Raw genomic sequence first — 18,451 nt, 5'->3', positions numbered from 1 at the left:
ATGTACAGAGGAGGCAATATCATTGTCTGAAGTCCTTTATAAAACCCTATATATGCGGTCTTCCACCGGTTTTGCGGTCGTTTCGCTCACGAACGGAATGATCGAGCTGGCGAATCCCGCTTTATGCAGCATGTTCGGATACAGTGAAGAGGAATTTCTCAGCCTCCGTTATCTTGATATCACATGTATAGAGAAGAAAGACCAGGCAGACCAGGAACGGGTAATGAAGCTTCTGCTCCAGAGTCCCGGTGCGGCTGTGGACAGTGAAGAACGGTTTATCCGCAAAAACGGCGAAATCTTCTGGGTGGCACTGCACCTGTTTCTGACCTTTGATGAGGCTGAAGGCACTCCCGTCTATATGATTGCGGAATTGCAGGATATTACGGAGCGCAAGCAGGCTGAGCAAAGGGTACGGGAAGAATATAACCTGTATAACCTGATCACCCGGAATACTCCGGATATGATCTCGCTGGCTGATCCCGAGGGAACGATTATGTATGTCTCTCCTTCCGTGGAGAAGATGCTTGGGTATCCCGCGCATGAGATGATCGGCAAGAAAAGACTTGAATATTACCATATTAAAGATGCCATTGAGATGAAAGAGCCCGGCAAGCTTTATTCAGATAAAGATGTTTTTACCAGAAGAGTCCGTCACAAAAACGGTGATTATTTATGGATTGAAAGCTCCTTCCAGGTTATGCGTGATGCCCAGGGTGAAGTGGAGCAGGTGCTGACCGTTGCCAGGGATATCACAGAGCGCAAGAAATATGAAGACATGCTGGCAAGTGCCCAGTTTCTGGCCAAAATGGGCTCCTGGGAATGGAATCATGCCCGCAAGCAGATGACGGTATCCAAGGAGCTGCGCCATATTTTCGGGCACAGGGGTGACTTCAGCAATCACTCCTCGTATGATCCCAGGCTGATTCAGGACTCCATCCATCCGGAGGATTTGCCGGGGGTGATGAGAGCCATCCGGAAATGCCTGCATTCCGGGGGGAGTGACAGTATGACCTTCCGGATCACAGCAGCAGACGGGACAGATAAATATATTAATGCCCACTGGGAAGCTGTTCTGGATGATAACGGCAAAACAAGGCAGATCAGCGGCGTAGTCCAGGATGTAACCGCACACCGGATTATGGAGGAGCAGCTGCGCGAGAGCGAGCAGAATTACCGGCTGATTTCTGAAAACTCCCAGGATTTTATCACACGCAATGCGGCGGATGAGGATGCCACCTATCTGTATGCCTCCGCCGTGTGCCAGCAGATGTTCGGCTATACGCCTGAGGAGATGGTCGGCACGAAAGGGATGGGATATATTCACCCTGAGGATGAAGCCAGAGTCCAGCAGTATATCCGAGACGGGATGAGCGGATTAAGACTGGAGCCGATCGTATTCCGTTTTTTGTGCAAGGACGGCTCCTATCTGTGGGTGGAAACAACGCTGCGCCATATCCGTTACGGTACCGGAGAAACCGCCGAAATTATCGGTGTAACCCGGGATGTCTCGGAACGCAAGCAGTATGAGCTGAAAATGATGGAAAGCGAGAACCGCTATAAGTCATTGTTTGAATATAACCCTTCTGCCATCATAGCCATGAATCTGGAAGGCTGCATCCAGTCGCTTAACGCCAGTCTGCTGCATCTGACCGGCTATTCAAGGGGCAGCCTGCTGCACTCCTTCTACAGCGAGCTTATTGATCCGGAGGAGCTGGATTTTGTAACCGAAAGATTTGCACGCGCTGCCGGCGGGGAGGCACAGACCTTTGAGAGCAGGCTGATCCACAGGAATGGGCACCTGGTCGAGGTGAGTATGATTTATGTGCCGATTATGCTGGATTCCCGCGTAGTCGGTGTGTTTGCCATTACAAGCGATATCACTGAACGCAAGCGGCATCTGGAACAGATTGAGAAGCTGAGCTATGAGCATGCACTGATCCTTAACTCCGTTACCGAGGGGATTTTCGGCATAAGCCTGGAAGGGGAGACGGTGTTTATTAACCCTGCTGCCAGCGCGATGCTGGGCTACGGCTCCGGTCAGTCCGGAGGAAGCATTGAGCTGCACGCGATACGTCAGACCTGGCTGGACGGAGAGCCTTATCCGGGAGGCGGCAAGACACTGCCTGAATGGTTCTCGGAGCATCTGTCCTATGAAGAGAAGGAAGGGGTATTCTGGCGTCAGGACGGCTCCAGCTTCCTGGTCAGATACCGGATGACTCCGCTGTTCGACAACGGGGAGCAGAAGGGTGTTGTTGTCGTATTCCGTGATATTACGGAGGAAAAAGCAATTGTAAGGGCTAAGGAGTCAGCCGAACAGGCGGACCGGGCCAAATCGGAGTTTCTGGCCATTATGAGCCATGAGCTGCGCACACCGATGAACGGCATTATCGGGATGACGGATCTGCTGACAGGCACCGAGCTTAGCGAGGAGCAGGAATACTACACGCAAATTATCAACAAGAGCAGTGCATCACTGCTGCATATCCTGAATGAGGTGCTTGATTTCAGCAAAATAGAGGCCGGCATGATGACTGTGGAGCTGCAGGCCGTTGATCTCCGGCAGGTGATGTCTAATGTAACCGAAATCTTTTATCCGCGTGTAAAGGAAAAAGGGCTTGTGCTACAGACAGAGATTGATCCTGAGCTTCCGCCGCTCCTTGTAACCGATGAGGGGAGACTGCGTCAGATTCTTATTAATCTGGTCGGCAATGCCGTTAAGTTCACTGATGAAGGAACGGTCAGCATGACTGCGCAGCTGGAAGCGGTCCGGGAGAACGGTGCGGTTATCCTCAAATTTACTGTAAAAGATACCGGAATCGGCATTGCCCCGGCCAGCCAAGGGCTGCTGTTCCAATCCTTTTCCCAGCTTCATCCCTCCATTAACCGCAAGTACGGCGGAACCGGACTGGGACTGGCGATCAGCAAAAAGCTGGTCGAGCTGCTGGGCGGAGCGATCGGGGTGGACAGCCGGGAAGGTGAGGGGGCAACGTTCTATTTTACCATTGAGGCCCTGATTCCGCGGGAGGCTTCCGCACAGGAGCTCATAACGGCAGGTGAAGGGGACAAGCAGGTAACGGTGCAGAACAGGCGCAGCGAGTACTCGTTCGGTGAATATGGGCCGCTGTCGATCCTGATTGCTGAAGATCATCCGGTTAATCAGCAGATTATGCAGGCTTTTCTCAAAAAGCGGGGGTATCATGCGGATGTTGCCTTGAACGGGCAGCAGGCAGTGGAGGCAGTGCGTTTGCGCCAATATGACCTGATCTTTATGGATATCCAGATGCCGCTGATGGACGGCATGGAGGCTGCCATGCGGATCAGGGAGGAGCACGGCCTGTATCCGGTGATTGTGGCCGCTACCGCGTTTGCCCAGAAGGAAGATAAGGAGATGTGCCTGAGAGCGGGAATGCAGGATTTCATCTCCAAGCCGATCCGTACAGAGGAGCTGGACAGGGTGCTGCGGGAATGGTCAGCCCAGCTCCGCAAACAGGAGTAAACCGCGTACGAAGGAGGACAGTAAATGAAAGGGCTCGTGTATACAGGGTTTGGCGTTATGTACGCACTGGTCAGCTTTTTTGGATTAGGTCCGGTGCTGTTTGCGGATGGGACGGTATCTGAACGGATTTTGACACTTGTTGTGGTGCTGCTGATCTATGTCCTGCTTACGCTGGGCCTGCTGCTCGTGAGGAGACGTCTATCATAAACATTGACAATCTTTTCTTGGCTGACTATATTTATATTATCCGTAATTTTTACGAATAAATTTAGCCAGCGAGAGGATCTTTGCACCGGATATGATGAAACGCGGCGATTTTATACTGATTGTTCTGGTTCTGCTGCTTGCAGGCGGAATCTATGGTGTCAAATGGCTGGACGTACGGGGGGAGCACTATGAGCAGGGAGACCTGCAGGCCGTGATTACAATCAACGGCAAAGCCTACCAGACCGTTAAGCTGACCAAGGAAGAACAGACCATTGATATTCAGACCAAATTCGGCCATAACATTCTCAAGATATACGACTATGGCATTCAAATGACCTATTCCGATGCCCCGCTGCCGATTGCGCTGGATATGGGGTTCATCTCCAGGCCGAAACAGCAGATTATCTGCATTCCGGCCAGACTGATGGTTGAGGTTGTCAATCCGGATGCCTCGATCGATAATGACGAGGAGCTGGATGCCGTTATTTAGCCTCTTTTACTCCCGGACTGCTGCTGATCTGTTCCCAGGCGGCTACAGAATCGGCGTTGGAGTAGACATAAGGCGTCGATGGCTGAGGAATCGGAGTTACCGTTTCGGGAATAATCTGAATCACAGCTTTACCTTGATAATCAGCGGTATGAAGCTTGCCCCGCACCTCAATCCAGGTGTCTGCGGGCAGGCTTATTTGCGTCTGCGGATCAAGCAGAATGCCAAACGGGGTCGCGTCTGCCGTGCAGCATTGCACCAGAAAACGGCTTACCGCATAAGAATCTCCGGCAGCCCCCTGTTCACGGTACAGGAACCCTGAGACTGTGATTTCCTTGCCTTCAAACTGCTCCTTATACAGGTCGATGGCCCCGAAGGTTTCAGAGAAAATCTCGGGATGTACAGTGATGACAGGCTGTTTATACAGCTTTCCTGCAAGCTCGGCGAATTCCTCCTGGTACGGGTTTGCGGCGGCAAACCGTTCCTCCCTTCCTTCCTCGGGCGAAATGTAGGTCAGGGAGACCCCCTTTCTCGCTGCTGCAGCTGTCCCGAGCGCCCGGTCCGGCAGCACAAAACCGAGCAGCAGGGGCAGCAGGAACAGGCCGTAGAGAGCAGTGCTCTTGAACATGGACCGGGGCAGCTGGTGCTCACAGTCGCATAGTGCACTGCTTTTGCCGAAAAGAGCCTGTATTCCAAGACTTACGGCCATCAGCGACAGAGGCACCGGACAGAGCCGGATCCAGCGGGCGAGCTTGGGGGCGACATAATAATGCAATGCATCCTGCTGGCTTAAATGTGCAATATACAGCGCAAAACCGAGCAGAAGGGCCGCCCTGAGCAGATAATGTACGCGGATGCTGCGCGGGTCGTTCATAGGGACCTCCTGAAAGTGGACTAGAGCCAGAATGATGCCAGCACCGAGCCGACGAAAACGGCCGAGAAAATAAGAAAGAACAGATAAAAGGCGAATCTGGTCTTGAACAGCGAGAGCAGCATCAGCGAATTTTTGAAATCAAGCATCGGCCCGAGCACCATGAAGGCCAGAAGAGAGCCTGACGGGAAAGTATGCAGGAAGGTTGCCGCGACAAAAGCGTCGGAAGTCGAGCAGAGAGACAGCACGAAGGCAAGGCCCATCATGAACAGATACGAGCCCAGCGGCATGCCGCCGATGGCTTCCAGACTGCCGTGATCCATGAAGGTCTGAATGCCGGAAGTCAGCAGGCAGCCAATGATTAAATATTTGCCCATCTCGAAAAATTCATCCGAAGTATGAACAAGCACGGATACGAATCTGCCCCCGCGGGCTGTTAGCCGGTGTGCTTCACCGCTTTCCCGCCGGATGGACAGCCGCAGCGGTGACTTGGTCACAGTGACGTATATGATTAGCCCTACAGCTGCTGCTACGGCAAAAGCCAGTCCCATCCGTGCGTAGGCGAGCCAGGGGTGCGTGCGGAAGGCGGTCAGCGTGGCCCCGTATACGACAGGATTCAGGATCGGGCCGGACAGTATGAATACTATGGCGACATAGAGCGGCATTCCCTTCTGCATCAGCCGGCGGACAAGCGGGATCATTCCGCATTCGCAGACAGGGAAAAGGATGCCGAGCAGGCAGCCGAACAGGATCGCGGGAACCGGCCGCTGCGGAATCCAGCGCGAGATCCATTCGTCCGGAACGAACACGCGCAGCAGCGAGGACAGCAGGGCTCCCAGCAGCACGAACGGCATGGCCTCCAGCAGAATGCCGATGAAGGCTGTTTTGAAGCTGTGGACATATGCGTTCTCCAGCAGCTCCGGATGCTCCGGCAGCCAGACTATGCCAAGGACGATCAGGAAGACGGCGGGAATAAGCAGCGGCAGCATTTTGAGCGGAAAAAAAGATGTCAATACATGTTAGCTCCTTCCCGTTGCATAGCTTCAGCCAAACAGACTGGACCATTGCGCTGTCAGCTGCTGCTCATCAAGCCCCAGTCCGATGAACACAATATAGGGCTGGCCGGGGTAGCGTGATGCCTCCCAGCTGATGCGGTTTCCGGCGAACTGGACCAGCTGGACAGGCTGCAGCCCGTGCTCCGGGCCAATTAAACGGACATGCCCCTTGGCTCTGAGCAGGCTGCTGCCCCATTGCTGGAAAAAGGCCTCAAGCTGTTCACCTGAAATGCCCTGCTCCGCCGACTGCGGGAAGGTAAGGGTGACGGCGGATACCTGGGAATAGGAACCGCCGGAATCGGCTTCCCGCTCCTGTACCGCGGTAGCTCCCGGAGTCTGTCCGCTGTGCATGCGTTTCAGCGGAACGCCGCTGACCGGAAGCGTGCTGCGCAAGGCGGCTGCATTACGGGGCTCCTGCGGGTATATGCCGGCCAGCAGCGGAGCAAGATTGATCTCGCTGTAATGGGTGAACACAATCTCCGAGTCCGTGTTGTATTTGCGGACGGTTTTTTCGATTCGCCACAGACGCTCTGGCTCAACAAGATCGGATTTGTTGACGATCAGCAGATCAGCGCCGGCAAGCTGCTTGCGGAGCGTCCTGACCAGCTGTTTGTCGGACGAGAAGCGGCTGTTGTATTCCAGCACGTTCTCTGCATCCAGTACGGTAACTGTATAATGCAAATTTACTCTCTCGCTAAGCGGCTGCTCCTGCAGCGCCAGGGCAATTTCTTCAGGATCGGCCACTCCGGTTAGCTCGATATAGATAATGTCGGGACGCCGGGCGAGGACGGCACCTAGGCTTCTGGGCAGATCCTCTTTGCGGCTACAGCAGACACAGCCATCCAACAGCTTTTCCACATTGGCCCCGGTCTGCTCCTGCAAAATATATCCGTCTACGTCACGTTTGCCCAGCTCATTCATCACAACTCCCGCATTTAGCCCCCGTGCCTTGCTCTCCTGCAGCAGGGTGAGCAGGAGGGTTGTCTTCCCGCTCCCCAGAAAGCCGCTCAATATCATCACCGGTATCTTCATGGTCCACACTCCCGCCTTTATTTGTTATGAATCACTGCAAGAATCATAGTTTCATAATTCCATCTATACGTGCTGCCAATGGCAGAAAGACCATCTTTTTTGAGAGATTAAGTCCGGCGCTGCTAGGAATTTTTTTGGCTGCAGACAGTTGACATTTGGTCAGAGAAGACGTTATGATGTGTAAATCGTAAGAATTACGATTAAATAAAAGGAGCTGAAACTTATGAGAGTAACTGTAACTTTGGCCTGCACGGAAACAGGCGACCGTAACTATACCACCGTCAAAAATAAGAAAAATAATCCGGAGCGTCTGGAAATGAAAAAATATTCTCCGCGTTTAAAGCGCGTAACACTGCACCGGGAGACCCGCTGATTCGTAAACGGCTGATCCCAATAAAACCATTACAGTAAGGAGCATAATCATGAAAAAAATACCTGTAACCGTGCTGAGCGGCTATCTCGGCTCCGGCAAGACGACACTGCTCAACCATATCCTGCAGAACAGGGATGGCCTGAAGGTGGCAGTAATCGTCAATGACATGAGCGAAGTGAATGTAGATGCTAATCTGGTTAAATCCGGTAACACCCTGTCACGGACAGAGGAGACTCTTGTGGAGATGTCCAACGGATGTATCTGCTGCACCCTGCGCGACGATCTGCTGCGCGAAGTAGGCAGGCTGGCTGCCGAAGGCCGGTTCGATTATATCCTGATTGAATCCTCCGGGATCAGTGAGCCTGTGCCGGTGGCCCAGACCTTCACTTACGCCAATCCGGACCTCGATATTGATCTGACGGAGCTGGCCAGGCTCGATACGATGGTCACGGTGGTCGATGCCAACCGGTTCTGGCATGATTTTGCATCAGGGGACAGCCTGCTTGACCGCAGCATGACCGCCGGGGACAATGATGTCCGCGATATCGTCGACCTGCTGATCGACCAGATTGAAACCTGCGATGTGCTGCTGCTCAACAAATGCGATCTGGTGGAGGAGCAGGAGCTGAACAAGCTGGAAGCTGTACTGCGCAGGCTGCAGCCTTCCGCCAAAATAATCCGCACCGTCAAGGGTGTGGTTGATCCTAAAGAAATTCTGAACACCGGCCGGTTCGACTTCGAAAAGACAAGCATGTCCTCCGGCTGGATTGCCGAGCTGAACAAGGAAGAGCATACGCCGGAGACGGAAGAGTACGGCATCACCTCGTTCGTCTACCGGCGCAGAGCGCCGTTTCATCCGCAGCGCCTAAGCTTCTTCTTTAGCAACTGGCCGGAAGAAGTGGTGCGGGCCAAAGGCTTGGTCTGGATTGCCGCTAAAGGTGATCTGGCGGCAACCTTGAGCCAGGCCGCCCGTCGATCCAGTTCGGCCGGCCGGTTACTGGCTGGCGACGCTGCCGGAAGCGCAGCAGCTGGAGGTACTGGAGACTGAGCCGGATGTGAAGGCCCGGTGGGATGAGCGGTGGGGCGACCGGATGAACGAGATCGTGTTCATCGGCATCGGGATGGACCGGGCCGCTCTGGAAGCACGGCTCGACAGATGTCTCCTGACTGCTGAGGAGATGAGTCAGGACTGGAAGCAGTTCAACAATCCGCTGCCTTGGCCGACTGAGGAGCTGCTGGCTGCAGGGCAGGAGTAGCGGCGGTGGTTTAGGGCCGAGATGGGTTAATCTTAATAATTAAAGAAGGGAGGCAGTTCCATGCTATTGTCATCCATGCGGAATGTAGTGTTCGGTTATGGTGAAGAGCCGGTCATCGACCGTCTCTCGCTGGATATTGAAGCCGGACAATTCATCGGTATCACCGGACCGAACGGGGCGGCGAAGACGACTCTGCTCAAGCTGATGCTGGGCCTGCTGCGGCCGTGGGGCGGGACGGTTGAGCTGAACGGTGAGCTGACAGGGGACGGTAAGCTGAATATCGGCTATGTTCCACAGCAGATTGCTTCGTTTAACACTGGATTTCCCAGTTCTGTTATTGAATTAGTCCGGTCCGGCTGCTACGGGCGGCTCGGATTGTTCCGCCGTTTCACCAGGGAACAGGATGAGCTGGTGGAGAGATGTCTGCGGCAGGTAGAGATGTGGGACTACCGCAGCCGCAGGATCGGCGAGCTGTCCGGCGGACAGAAGCAGCGAATCTGCATCGCCCGGGCGCTGACCCAGCAGCCGCAGGTGCTGGTGCTGGATGAGCCGACAACCGGGATGGATGCGGCTAGCCGTACGGGTTTTTATAAGCTGATGCGCCATTATGTCAAATCGCATGGCAGGACTGTCATTATGGTCACACACGGTCAGGAGGAAGCGGGTGCCTATTTGGACAGTGTAATCAGCCTGGAGCGCAAGGAGAGGGAGGGATGGACATGCTTGGTTACGAATTCATGCAGCGCGCATTTTGGGCCGGCGGATTGATCGGCATTATTGGCCCCTTGCTGGGGGTCTATCTGATGCTGCGCCGCCAGGTGCTGATGGCCGATACCCTGTCGCATGTGTCGCTTGCCGGAGTGGCGCTCGGCTCGGTGCTCCAGCTAAATCCCGCGCTCAGCGGCTTCGCCGTCGCGGTTGCCGGCGGCCTGGTCATCGAGCAGCTCCGCCGTCCTTACCGTACATACAGTGAGCTCCCGGTAGCCATTATCATGACCACAGGGCTCGCACTGGCTGTTGTGCTGATGAGTCTGAAGCAGAATCTGAGCAAAAGCTTCAGCTCATACCTGTTCGGCTCCATTGTCGCCGTCAGCGATACCCAGCTGAGGCTTATCGCGATTGTTGCGGCCGTTGGCCTTGTGTATTTCATTGTGCTGCGCCGGCCGCTCTATAGCCTGACTTTTGATGAAGAGACAGCCAGCATCAGCGGTGTCCGTACAGGTCTGCTGTCCTTTTCGTTCGCTGTGCTTACAGGCATGACTGTTGCCGCTGCCATGCCTGTTGTTGGTGTGCTGCTGGTATCGGCGCTGATCGTTCTCCCGGCGTCACTCGCCCTGCGCATTGCCTCCGGCTTCACCGCCGCTATTCTGATTGCGGTATCTGCCGGGCTGCTCGGCGTGTTCAGCGGTTTGACTGCCTCCTACTATATAAATACGCCTCCCGGAGGTACGATTGCACTCATTTTGCTGCTGTTCCTGCTGGCAGCCATTGCTGCACAAAGGCTGATCAGGCTGAAACGCCGCCACAGTAAATACCGGAGTCCCCTGCACAGCGGGAAATCCGTTCACGAAATATAGAATTCATATAGAAGAAAAGGAGTGTCACACCTCATTATGCTAACGTTCAAAATCCGTCATCTTGCCGTCCTGTCCCTGTCGGCCATGCTGATTGCTGCGGGCTGCGGCAGCAATAACAGTCCCTCTGGCAATGCTGCTGCCACAAACGCTGGCGGTAATGCAAATACAGCCGCTGCTGATACGGCCGCAGCTCCCGCTGACAAACTGGATATCAAAGTAAGCTTTTACCCGATGTATGAGTTCACCCGGCATATTGCCGGCGATCTGGCCGATGTCGAGCTCCTGGTACCGGCAGGTGTCGAGCCGCATGACTGGGAACCGACATCCCAGGATATGGCCCGGATTACTGATGCAGATATGCTCATCTATAACGGGGCCGGGATGGAGAGCTGGACCGCCCAGGTACTGGACAGTGCCTCCGGCAGCAAGCTGATTGCTGTTGAGGCAAGCAAAGGGCTGGAGATTATGGAAAGCGCCGAAGGGGAAGAAGGCGGTCACGCTCATGAGCATGCGGAAGAAGCTCATAGCACTGAGGATCACGATCATGAGCACGCTGAAGAAGCCCACGGCACTGTGGATCACGATCATGCTGAAGCAGGCCACACTCATGACCATGGCGGACTCGATCCCCATGTCTGGCTGGCGCCTTCCCTGGCCATCAAGGAGGTGCGTACCATTGAAGCGGCACTCACCTCAGCTGCGCCGGCGCATGCTGCTGCATTCAAAGCTAATGCCGACAGCTATATTGCCGAGCTTGAGCAGCTGGATAAGGACTTCAAAGAGGGGCTGGCGGGTACCAAGCGGAAGGATTTCATAACCCAGCATGCCGCCTTTGGCTACCTTGCCAAGGAATACGGCCTGACTCAGGTGCCTATTGCCGGCCTGTCTCCGGAGCAGGAGCCCTCTGCTGCCCAGATGGCTGAAATTGTTGAGTTTGCCAAGGCCAACGATGTAAAAACGATCTTTTTTGAAACTCTGGTGTCATCCAGTGTCGCCGAAACTATTGCCCAGGAAATTGGAGCGAAGACAGCCGTTCTGAACCCGATTGAAGGTCTTACAGATGAGGAACGCAGCAGCAATATGAATTATATATCCGTTATGCGCCAGAATCTTGAAGCGCTGAAGATAGCATTAAATGAATAGAACGGCCGGATTATCCGGAATAGAGAGGAGTTCATACGTATGGCAAAGAAATCCAAAGTGGTAAAAGAGCTTAAGCGCCAGGAGCTGGTCGCCAAATACGCGGACAAACGCAGAGAACTGAAGGCAAAGGGAGATTATATGGCTCTGCAGAAGCTGCCGCGCGATTCCTCGCCGACACGCCAGAAGAACAGATGCGCTGTTACAGGCCGGCCAAGAGGGTACTTGAGCAAATTCAAGATATCCCGGATTGTGTTCCGTGAGCTGGCACTGAAGGGTCAGATTCCCGGCGTCACCAAATCCAGCTGGTAGTCCGGCGGTACGTCAGCAGTCTTAAGACAAGACAGCAAGCATGCTATAAGGAAGAAACAGCCATTTCCGGTATTTCAGGAAATGGCTGTTTGTGCTGTTTGTAAATCCCTTTACCTGAGCAGTCCTGTAAATTAAGATAGGAGAAAAGGAGGCGGGAAAATGAGCTATATTAATACGTTTATCCGCGTCGCGGCAGATTGTCCGGTGGAGACAGGTATCATACCAGTCACCTCCAAGCCGCAGCTGCCTGCACATATCATCCAGTATGAGCTGCTTGCAGAAGAACCCTACCGCTATACACATGAGGAGCTGCTGTATGAGGTCCATGTGCGCCACAAGCAAATTCCCGAGGAAGAGCGTATCTCCCGCCGGGCTGAAATATGGGCTGAGCTTTTCTCAAGGAAGCATCCCTGCCTGCGAGCGTCCATGCTGCCCAAGCGCTACGGCTGGGGTGTCCATTTTGATGCAGAGGGCAGAATTGCCATCTATGCAATGGAATCGCCTGAATACGACCGCTATACTTCCGGGGAGAACAGCGGGCTGACCCTGCTGAATGCGATGCGGAGCAAACGAAGCTAGTGCCAGAAAGGAGAATGCGGCTGTGTACAAAAATATTGAAGAGCTGACCCTGAACACCTGGCCGGCGGAGCAGAGTGTGCTGCTCGAGGGCTGGATTCTGCGGTCAGCCTCGGGTTATACGAAACGGTCGAATTCCGTTAATCCTTTATACGGGCCTGCAGAGATGGAGCATGGCCTTGATGTGAAGCAAAAAATCCTGCTATCCGAGCAGTATTATGAGCGGGCCGGAATGCAGACGGTATTCAAAATCACCCCCTACATCAACCCTGCCGGGCTGGATGATCTGCTGGAGGAGTTGGGCTACCGGATGGACAGCCCCTCATCCGTGCGGACTCGCGATCTGGAGCAGCTGCCGCCGCTGCAGAGCCGGCATACACTCATAATCAGCGGGCATCTGACAGAGGAATGGCTCGCGGCGTTCTCCCGTCAGGCGAAATTGTCCGGCACAGAGCCGGATACCCTGTGCCGGATGCTGTCCGCATCCAGCCTGCAGCAGGGATATGCGCTGCTGCTTAAGGACGGCGTGCCGGCAGCCTGCGGCCTTGGTGTAATACAGCATGGATATATCGGGCTGTACGATATCATTACAGCACCCGAATACCGAAGGCAGGGACTGGCAGAGGAGCTGATTCTCGGGCTGCTGCACTGGGGGTGTTCGGAGGGTGCGGCATCTTCATTTTTGCAGGTGGTGCTGGCAAATGCCGGCGCTTCCGCATTATATGACAAGCTGGGCTATAAAGAAATCTATCAATACTGGTATAGGATTAAAGACTAGATTCCAGCAGCAAAATTCCGGCAGCAAAGGAGATAACCATGTCACAATATTGGAGCGGGCGCTTTGCCCGGGAAGGCATGATATGGGGTAGTGAGCCCAGTCCGTCGGCCTGGCAGGCGGAGAAGCTTTTTAGGGCGGAAGGTGTGGAATCGGTGCTGGTTCCAGGTGCGGGTTACGGACGCAATACCAAAGTGTTCTCGGCACGGTTCACAACCTACGGGATCGAGACGAGTACAGAAGCCCTGGAGCTGGCGGCAGAGTGGGACCCGGAGACTACTTTTATGGCCGGATCGGCCCTGGAGCCGCAGTTGAGCGTACAGGTGGATGCTGTATACTGCTACGATGTGCTTCATTTATTTCTGGAGGTGGAACGCAGGAAGCTGATTGCCGCATGTCTTGCCCAGCTGAAGCCCGGCGGACTGCTGTATTTCACCAGCTTTTCCGATGAAGACATGAACAACGGCCGCGGCCGCAGGCTTGAACCGGGAACCTACGAGTACAAGGAAGCAAAGTACGCGCACTTCTTCAGTGATGCTGATTTGAGAGACCATTTTGCCGGAACCGCAATAAGGGAGACCGGAACGTTCCCCGAGAGTCTGCACAGCAGCCAGGGCGGAGCCCATGAATACATACTGCGGTACATCATCGCACGCAAAACATACTGATATAGCAAAAGACGTCAATAGGCCCTCCTTTTATAGAAAGAAGGGCCTTAAGTATAGTTGTCTCCAAGGTGTAAAAAGATCATCCGGGCGCTCAGTCCGCTATCTCAGCTCACAATCAGCGAATAAAATATGCCGCGGAATCCGGAAAAAGCTCTCGGCCTTTTCCTGCAGGGCCAGGGTTGGAAGATGGCATTGGTGAAGCCACTTGCGGAAGGTGCCCGGGTGGACGCCGATCCAGATGCTGACATCGGTTACAGAGAAGTCATACACCATGCATAGCCCTGTCAAAATAACGTTATTCTGCGGAGAATGGGCAAGCGTTCTTTTCATAAAACGTGATGGGGTAGGCTGGCAGACAATCGGACTTTGCCGCAGAAGTGCTTCGTTGAACAGGATATGGGACGGATACCCCAGCAGACGGCAGACCTTGTCCAGATTGTTTCTGGAAGGAATGCGGCCCTCGTACACCCAGGCGCTTACACTGCGCGAGGAGACGGAGAGCTCTTCCGCAAGCTTGGATAATTTGATGTCCTTGGCCATCAGAACGGCCAGCAGCACCCGGTTGCGGATCTGGCTGCGCTTAGGTCTGCGGAACCGTTTTACACGTACGCCCTGTCCAAGATATTTGCGGTTGATCAGAGACCAGGCCTGAATTTTGTGAGGTTCTTGTTGATTCTTAGGCATACTTCCTCCGAATTTTTAACGTTATACTACAATACTTTCCGGTACGCTGCAATGGTTAATGCTGTAATTGCTGACATGGGGGTTAAGTTTCTTTCAGAAGTGTTACCGTTATGATATATTTTTAGTAATCAAATTTACAATACTCACAGCAGGGAGCGAAATAGATGATCAAGCATATCGTATTTTTTAAACTGAAAGACCGGTCTCCGGAGAGTGTGGCTACTACAGTCGGAGTGCTCCGCAACATGGAAGGAAAGATTCCGCAGCTGCTCTCCATTGAGGTTGGTGCCGATGTGATTCATTCGGAGCGGTCTTTTGATATCGCACTGGTGACCACCGTTGCTTCACTCGAGGATCTGCAGGCATACCAGGTTCACCCGGCGCATAAAGAAGTTATCGCCCATATTAACGAGGTTAAAGAGCTTTCTGTCGCTGTGGACTACGAAATCTAAAGAGCTGCCGGCTGCGGCAGGGTTCCCATTTTATACCGGAAGCGGTGAGGTAAATGCGTGAGCTTGAGTATCCGATGGAAGCATTGACGTACCTGGTCGTTTTTCTGGCCGCCTGCTTCATCATGCTGTTCTGGCTGAAACGCCGGGGCAGACGCGGCAAGTAAGTTTAGCACATTAGCATTCTTGCATACCACCTGACTTGGAGGGTTCAGCTGTGTACTATGTTAACCGGAAGCAAATTGAGAATATACTGGATCAGATTCCCGCGATCGGGGCCGGTCTGCGCAGTGCTGCGGATTCCTGGGATGGGGGCATTATGAACGGACTTGTGCAGGAGCGTTGTCTGCATCTGGGGATCGAGGTAGTGACGGATGTCGGAAGCTGCCTGATTGACGGCTTCATTATGCGAGATGCGGGAAGTTATGAGGATATCATTTCGATTATCAATGACGAAAAAGTGCTCGGGGACAGCGGAATCTACGATACCCTGATTGAACTGGTAGCGCTCCGCAAGCCGCTGGTGCAGGATTATTATGTCTGGGAACGGAGCAGGCTGCACCCGCTGACCGCAAAGATTCCGGATGTTCTGGACCGATTCGCCCTGGAAGTGCGCAGGTATCTGGATCAGGAGCTGGGTGCAGAACTTACGGTCTGATCTGTATCCATCGCAAGAACGGAGGACTGAAATACACTGCCGACAAGCCTTAAGGAAAGAAGGTGCCTGAGCATGAAAAAAGGGCAGGAGAGCGGTTCGACAAGGCGCAATATAATGACGCTGCTCAAAATGAGGGGGCCGATGACCATCGGCGCGCTGGCCGAAGAGCTGGGGATTACGGAAATGGGGGTCCGGCGTCATGTTTTGCAGCTGGAGCAGGAATCACTGGCCAAAACCAGGGTCGTCCGCCAGGCGATGGGCAGGCCCCTGCATGTGTATTCGCTGACGGAGCGGGCCGAGGAGCATTTTCCCAAAACCTATCACAATCTGGCGCTGGAGCTGCTGCGGGAGCTGGATCATACGAGCGGGATTGAGGCGGTCAATGTGCTGTTTGAAGGCCGGCGCAGACGGATGCTTGCCCAGTACACACCGATGATGGAAAACCGGAATCTGGAGGAACGGGTAGCTGAGCTGGCCTCGATCCAGAATTCCGGCGGATACATGGCCGAGTGGAGCAAGGAGGAGGACGGCAGCTTTGTGATGCGGGAGTATAATTGCCCGATCCGCCAGGTTGCATCCCAGTACCGCAAAGCCTGCCAGTGTGAACAGAGCCTGTTCGAGGAGCTGCTCGGGGCAAAGGTAACGCGCAGTGAATGTATGGCTGAAGGCGGCCAATGCTGCCGGTATGCAATTACACCGGATCCCGGTCATCCGGCCAAACGGGACAAAACCTACGAAAAGTCTTCCTGAAACAGTCACAGGACAAACTCTCTATGCTTATGATATAGCAGAACTAGGCGAACGCCCGGGGGTGACGGGCAGAGGCACTTTGAATCCAAAGGAGAGATTGACGATGAAAAAGGATACCAAAAGCTTGCTGTGGGGAATTCTGGCAGGTAGTGTGGTCGGTTCAGTGACTGCGCTGCTGTTCGCCCCTAAACCGGGAAAAGAGCTGCGCCAGGACATTGTGGACGGAACGAACGGTGCCATTGATAAAGTGCAGGAAATTGCGGGTGCAGCAAGTGAAAAAAGCTCGGAGCTGTACGGTAAAGCCAAGGACGCAGTGGAATCTGTCGTCAGCGAAGTGAAGGAATGGAGCAAGCAGTATACCCAGATTGATGCGGAGGAAGAGATTGCCGTGGTTAGCGGTATTGTTGCCGAAGAAGCTGCCGTAAATCTTGATGAAGCTGAGACCGCAGAAATTATTGCGGCAGCTGCAGAGGATGCCCAGGATGTGGCTGACGCCGGAGACAGTGCGGATGCTGTGCTGGAAGACGGTTCTGCTGCAAAAGATGACAAGGACGGCGTTCTCTAATAACGGGCACGGGACAGCCGGTGTGTGGTTAACTCAGGGGGACCCGGTTGCTCCCTTTGCTGGAAAATATGGCTTACTGAGTTCCGGACAGATAGGCTGAAGCCGCCTCCGGCCGCTTGGCACCGCTTCTCGCATACCTTGCGGGAGGCGGTTTTATATGTTTCCGGGGCCTGTGCAAAGTACCTGAGTCAGCTTCTTGTCAAGGCCCGCTTTGTGGGGTTATTTTTAATCCTTCCTTGAACTGGAGCCCTAAAAAGAGTATTATCTGCAATTGGGGCTAAAAGTCAGGTACACTTGTGTCTGACCTTACATAAGCTACACAAAACAAGTAAAAGGAAGCGGTGTGTTCGTGCAGCAGGCTATAGCTATACTAGACTCAGGTGTGGGGGGGCTTACGGTTGTCAAGGAAGTCATGAGACAGCTTCCCAGGGAAAAAATCATCTATTTCGGTGATACTGCCCGTGCCCCTTACGGACCCCGTTCGACAGAAGAAGTGAAATTGTTCACTGAACAAATCGTTGACTACTTAATTCAATTCAATCCTAAAATGATAGTAATTGCCTGCAATACTGCAACAGCAGCAGCGCTGGATTATATTTCGGCCAAGGTGTCCATTCCGGTTATCGGTGTGATCCATCCCGGAGCCCGCGCCGCGATCAGCGCCACCAAAACGGGACGGGTCGGTGTTATCGGGACGGTGGGTACAATCAAGAGCGGAGCGTATACCGCTGCGCTGAAGGAGCTGTCCCCGTTCGTGGAGGTGGTCAGCCAGGCTTGTCCGGCGCTGGTGCCCTTTGTGGAGCAGGGCATGTTCCGTTCCGAAGAGAGCCATATTGCGGTAGCAGAATCTCTGAACGGCATCAAATACGAGCCTATCGATACTATGATTCTCGGCTGTACTCATTATCCTTTTCTCATAGATCCGATTGGCAAAGTGATGGGGCCGGGAGTGAAACTGATCAGCTCGGCGGATGAAACAGCGCGGGAGATCAGCACGATTCTCTATGACAAAGGCCAGCTGGCCCGGGGGGATGAAACCCCGATTCACCAGTTTTTCTGCAGCGGGGATGCCGAGATGTTTCAGCGGATCGCCCGTGACTGGCTCGGCGAGCAGCTTAAACGGACGCCCGTAGTATGGCAGGTGTCCTCTCTGTAAGCTGAGGTGTTTGGAATAGGGACAAACCTCTAAAGTAGATCGCATTAAACCGGGAGTTATCCCGGTTTTTTGTATTTTTGCGGCATGTTGGAAAAGGGAGAAGAAGAGGACGAGGAAAAGGATTGAGGAAGTGGAACATAGCTTTGTTTCTAGCAGAAGCGGGCGAGTGTGCGAAGTGAGAGGAGTGAGAGGAGTGAGAGGAGTGAGAGGAGTGAGAGGAATGAGAGGAATGAGAGGCAAAAATCCCCTCGATTTCGGGCGGAATGGGCTAATGTGCGCGAAATGAAGGCAAAAATGCCTTTGATTTCGGGCAGAACGGGTGAATATGCGCGAAATGAAGGGCAAAAATGCCTTTGATTTCGGC

At 53.8% G+C, this 18,451-nt stretch carries 20 protein-coding genes and 1 pseudogene; 17 read left to right on the top strand and 4 right to left on the bottom strand.

The annotated features are described in order from the left end of the window. Window positions 1-22: 22 nt before the first annotated feature. The 3 genes from AWJ19_RS16560 to AWJ19_RS16550 all read left to right on the top strand — a co-directional run bounded on the left by AWJ19_RS16560 (window position 23) and on the right by AWJ19_RS16550 (window position 4,193). The gene (locus AWJ19_RS16560; protein ID WP_082707946.1) at window positions 23-3,496 is read left to right on the top strand and encodes a PAS domain-containing hybrid sensor histidine kinase/response regulator; all 3,474 of its coding nucleotides are present in this window, start codon (window positions 23-25) and stop codon (window positions 3,494-3,496) included. 24 nt (window positions 3,497-3,520) lie between these two features. After that, the gene (locus AWJ19_RS16555) at window positions 3,521-3,703 is read left to right on the top strand and encodes a hypothetical protein (protein ID WP_068725352.1); all 183 of its coding nucleotides are present in this window, start codon (window positions 3,521-3,523) and stop codon (window positions 3,701-3,703) included. A gap of 91 nt (window positions 3,704-3,794) precedes the next feature. Next, window positions 3,795-4,193 (top strand): NusG domain II-containing protein, encoded by a 399-nt coding sequence (locus tag AWJ19_RS16550; protein WP_082707945.1) that lies wholly within the window; start codon window positions 3,795-3,797, stop codon window positions 4,191-4,193. Here the strand turns inward: AWJ19_RS16550 and AWJ19_RS16545 are convergent. The 3 genes from AWJ19_RS16545 to AWJ19_RS16535 are packed head-to-tail and all read right to left on the bottom strand — an operon-like array spanning window position 4,186 to window position 7,148. Next, on the bottom strand, window positions 4,186-5,064 hold the full coding sequence (locus AWJ19_RS16545) for a TIGR03943 family protein (RefSeq protein ID WP_068725351.1): 879 nt from the start codon (window positions 5,062-5,064) through the stop codon (window positions 4,186-4,188). The two genes, AWJ19_RS16550 and AWJ19_RS16545, sit on opposite strands and share 8 nt — an antisense overlap. A 20-nt stretch (window positions 5,065-5,084) precedes the next feature. Then, complete coding sequence (locus AWJ19_RS16540) at window positions 5,085-6,074, bottom strand: permease (protein ID WP_241781776.1); 990 nt, start codon at window positions 6,072-6,074, stop codon at window positions 5,085-5,087. Between the two features lie 30 nt (window positions 6,075-6,104). Next, complete coding sequence (locus AWJ19_RS16535) at window positions 6,105-7,148, bottom strand: GTP-binding protein (RefSeq protein ID WP_068725349.1); 1,044 nt, start codon at window positions 7,146-7,148, stop codon at window positions 6,105-6,107. A 223-nt stretch (window positions 7,149-7,371) separates the two neighbouring features. Between AWJ19_RS16535 and rpmG the strand changes: the two genes are divergently transcribed. From rpmG to AWJ19_RS16490, 9 genes and pseudogenes are all read left to right on the top strand, one after another. Then, a complete protein-coding gene (gene rpmG / locus AWJ19_RS16530; RefSeq protein ID WP_039871924.1) occupies window positions 7,372-7,521 on the top strand; it encodes a 50S ribosomal protein L33 in 150 nt (49 codons plus the stop codon). 43 nt (window positions 7,522-7,564) lie between these two features. Further along, window positions 7,565-8,777 (top strand): annotated as a pseudogene (locus tag AWJ19_RS16525) (GTP-binding protein). A gap of 60 nt (window positions 8,778-8,837) precedes the next feature. Beyond that, window positions 8,838-9,545, top strand: a complete 708-nt coding sequence (locus AWJ19_RS16520) for a metal ABC transporter ATP-binding protein (RefSeq protein WP_068725347.1) — start codon at window positions 8,838-8,840, stop codon at window positions 9,543-9,545. Continuing rightward, complete coding sequence (locus AWJ19_RS16515; RefSeq protein WP_068725345.1) at window positions 9,491-10,354, top strand: metal ABC transporter permease; 864 nt, start codon at window positions 9,491-9,493, stop codon at window positions 10,352-10,354. The genes AWJ19_RS16520 and AWJ19_RS16515 overlap by 55 nt, the downstream gene beginning before the upstream one ends. Before the next feature lie 36 nt (window positions 10,355-10,390). Then, entirely contained in the window at window positions 10,391-11,497 is a 1,107-nt protein-coding gene (locus tag AWJ19_RS16510; RefSeq protein ID WP_068725343.1) for a metal ABC transporter substrate-binding protein, read from the top strand. Window positions 11,498-11,536: 39 nt separating this feature from the next. Beyond that, complete coding sequence (rpsN, locus tag AWJ19_RS16505) at window positions 11,537-11,806, top strand: 30S ribosomal protein S14 (RefSeq protein WP_068725341.1); 270 nt, start codon at window positions 11,537-11,539, stop codon at window positions 11,804-11,806. A 159-nt stretch (window positions 11,807-11,965) separates the two neighbouring features. Then, window positions 11,966-12,385: a DUF6157 family protein gene (locus AWJ19_RS16500; RefSeq protein ID WP_068725339.1), complete on the top strand. Its 420-nt coding sequence runs from the start codon at window positions 11,966-11,968 to the stop codon at window positions 12,383-12,385. Window positions 12,386-12,407: 22 nt separating this feature from the next. Continuing rightward, window positions 12,408-13,160 carry a GNAT family N-acetyltransferase gene (locus AWJ19_RS16495; RefSeq protein WP_068725337.1) on the top strand — a complete coding sequence of 251 codons (753 nt, stop codon included), beginning with the start codon at window positions 12,408-12,410 and terminating at the stop codon, window positions 13,158-13,160. A gap of 38 nt (window positions 13,161-13,198) precedes the next feature. After that, window positions 13,199-13,825 carry a class I SAM-dependent methyltransferase gene (locus AWJ19_RS16490; protein ID WP_068725335.1) on the top strand — a complete coding sequence of 209 codons (627 nt, stop codon included), beginning with the start codon at window positions 13,199-13,201 and terminating at the stop codon, window positions 13,823-13,825. Window positions 13,826-13,924: 99 nt separating this feature from the next. On the opposite strand, the gene AWJ19_RS16485 is transcribed toward AWJ19_RS16490, so the two are convergent. After that, window positions 13,925-14,509 (bottom strand): helix-turn-helix transcriptional regulator, encoded by a 585-nt coding sequence (locus AWJ19_RS16485; RefSeq protein WP_068725334.1) that lies wholly within the window; start codon window positions 14,507-14,509, stop codon window positions 13,925-13,927. A gap of 164 nt (window positions 14,510-14,673) precedes the next feature. On the opposite strand from AWJ19_RS16485, the gene AWJ19_RS16480 reads away from it, so the two are divergent. The 5 genes from AWJ19_RS16480 to racE all read left to right on the top strand — a co-directional run bounded on the left by AWJ19_RS16480 (window position 14,674) and on the right by racE (window position 18,087). Then, on the top strand, window positions 14,674-14,961 hold the full coding sequence (locus tag AWJ19_RS16480) for a Dabb family protein (protein WP_068725332.1): 288 nt from the start codon (window positions 14,674-14,676) through the stop codon (window positions 14,959-14,961). Between the two features lie 214 nt (window positions 14,962-15,175). Further along, on the top strand, window positions 15,176-15,616 hold the full coding sequence (locus AWJ19_RS16475; protein ID WP_068725330.1) for a HepT-like ribonuclease domain-containing protein: 441 nt from the start codon (window positions 15,176-15,178) through the stop codon (window positions 15,614-15,616). A gap of 72 nt (window positions 15,617-15,688) precedes the next feature. After that, window positions 15,689-16,366, top strand: coding sequence for a metalloregulator ArsR/SmtB family transcription factor (locus AWJ19_RS16470; RefSeq protein ID WP_068725329.1), 678 nt, complete (start codon window positions 15,689-15,691; stop codon window positions 16,364-16,366). 103 nt (window positions 16,367-16,469) lie between these two features. After that, the gene (locus AWJ19_RS16465) at window positions 16,470-16,931 is read left to right on the top strand and encodes a YtxH domain-containing protein (protein WP_068725327.1); all 462 of its coding nucleotides are present in this window, start codon (window positions 16,470-16,472) and stop codon (window positions 16,929-16,931) included. 349 nt (window positions 16,932-17,280) lie between these two features. Next, on the top strand, window positions 17,281-18,087 hold the full coding sequence (gene racE, locus AWJ19_RS16460) for a glutamate racemase (RefSeq protein ID WP_068725325.1): 807 nt from the start codon (window positions 17,281-17,283) through the stop codon (window positions 18,085-18,087). Window positions 18,088-18,451: the final 364 nt, after the last annotated feature.

This window comes from Paenibacillus sp. DMB5 (genome assembly GCF_001517085.1).
GTDB lineage: Bacteria > Bacillota > Bacilli > Paenibacillales > Paenibacillaceae > Paenibacillus_AQ.
The sequence above is the reverse complement of the archived record's forward strand: the minus strand, read 5'-3'. Positions and strand labels throughout refer to the sequence as shown.

What these genes read in the sequence shown, in the direction of transcription:
- AWJ19_RS16555 (WP_068725352.1), top strand. Translation starts at nt 3,521, where the DNA reads ATGAAAGGGCTCGTGTATACAGGGTTTGGCGTTATGTACGCACTGGTC.
- AWJ19_RS16550 (WP_082707945.1), top strand. Translation starts at nt 3,795, where the DNA reads ATGATGAAACGCGGCGATTTTATACTGATTGTTCTGGTTCTGCTGCTT.
- AWJ19_RS16545 (WP_068725351.1), bottom strand. Translation starts at nt 5,064, where the DNA reads ATGAACGACCCGCGCAGCATCCGCGTACATTATCTGCTCAGGGCGGCC.
- AWJ19_RS16535 (WP_068725349.1), bottom strand. Translation starts at nt 7,148, where the DNA reads ATGAAGATACCGGTGATGATATTGAGCGGCTTTCTGGGGAGCGGGAAG.
- rpmG (WP_039871924.1), top strand. Translation starts at nt 7,372, where the DNA reads ATGAGAGTAACTGTAACTTTGGCCTGCACGGAAACAGGCGACCGTAAC.
- AWJ19_RS16520 (WP_068725347.1), top strand. Translation starts at nt 8,838, where the DNA reads ATGCTATTGTCATCCATGCGGAATGTAGTGTTCGGTTATGGTGAAGAG.
- AWJ19_RS16515 (WP_068725345.1), top strand. Translation starts at nt 9,491, where the DNA reads ATGGACATGCTTGGTTACGAATTCATGCAGCGCGCATTTTGGGCCGGC.
- AWJ19_RS16510 (WP_068725343.1), top strand. Translation starts at nt 10,391, where the DNA reads ATGCTAACGTTCAAAATCCGTCATCTTGCCGTCCTGTCCCTGTCGGCC.
- rpsN (WP_068725341.1), top strand. Translation starts at nt 11,537, where the DNA reads ATGGCAAAGAAATCCAAAGTGGTAAAAGAGCTTAAGCGCCAGGAGCTG.
- AWJ19_RS16500 (WP_068725339.1), top strand. Translation starts at nt 11,966, where the DNA reads ATGAGCTATATTAATACGTTTATCCGCGTCGCGGCAGATTGTCCGGTG.
- AWJ19_RS16490 (WP_068725335.1), top strand. Translation starts at nt 13,199, where the DNA reads ATGTCACAATATTGGAGCGGGCGCTTTGCCCGGGAAGGCATGATATGG.
- AWJ19_RS16485 (WP_068725334.1), bottom strand. Translation starts at nt 14,509, where the DNA reads ATGCCTAAGAATCAACAAGAACCTCACAAAATTCAGGCCTGGTCTCTG.
- AWJ19_RS16480 (WP_068725332.1), top strand. Translation starts at nt 14,674, where the DNA reads ATGATCAAGCATATCGTATTTTTTAAACTGAAAGACCGGTCTCCGGAG.
- AWJ19_RS16470 (WP_068725329.1), top strand. Translation starts at nt 15,689, where the DNA reads ATGAAAAAAGGGCAGGAGAGCGGTTCGACAAGGCGCAATATAATGACG.
- AWJ19_RS16465 (WP_068725327.1), top strand. Translation starts at nt 16,470, where the DNA reads ATGAAAAAGGATACCAAAAGCTTGCTGTGGGGAATTCTGGCAGGTAGT.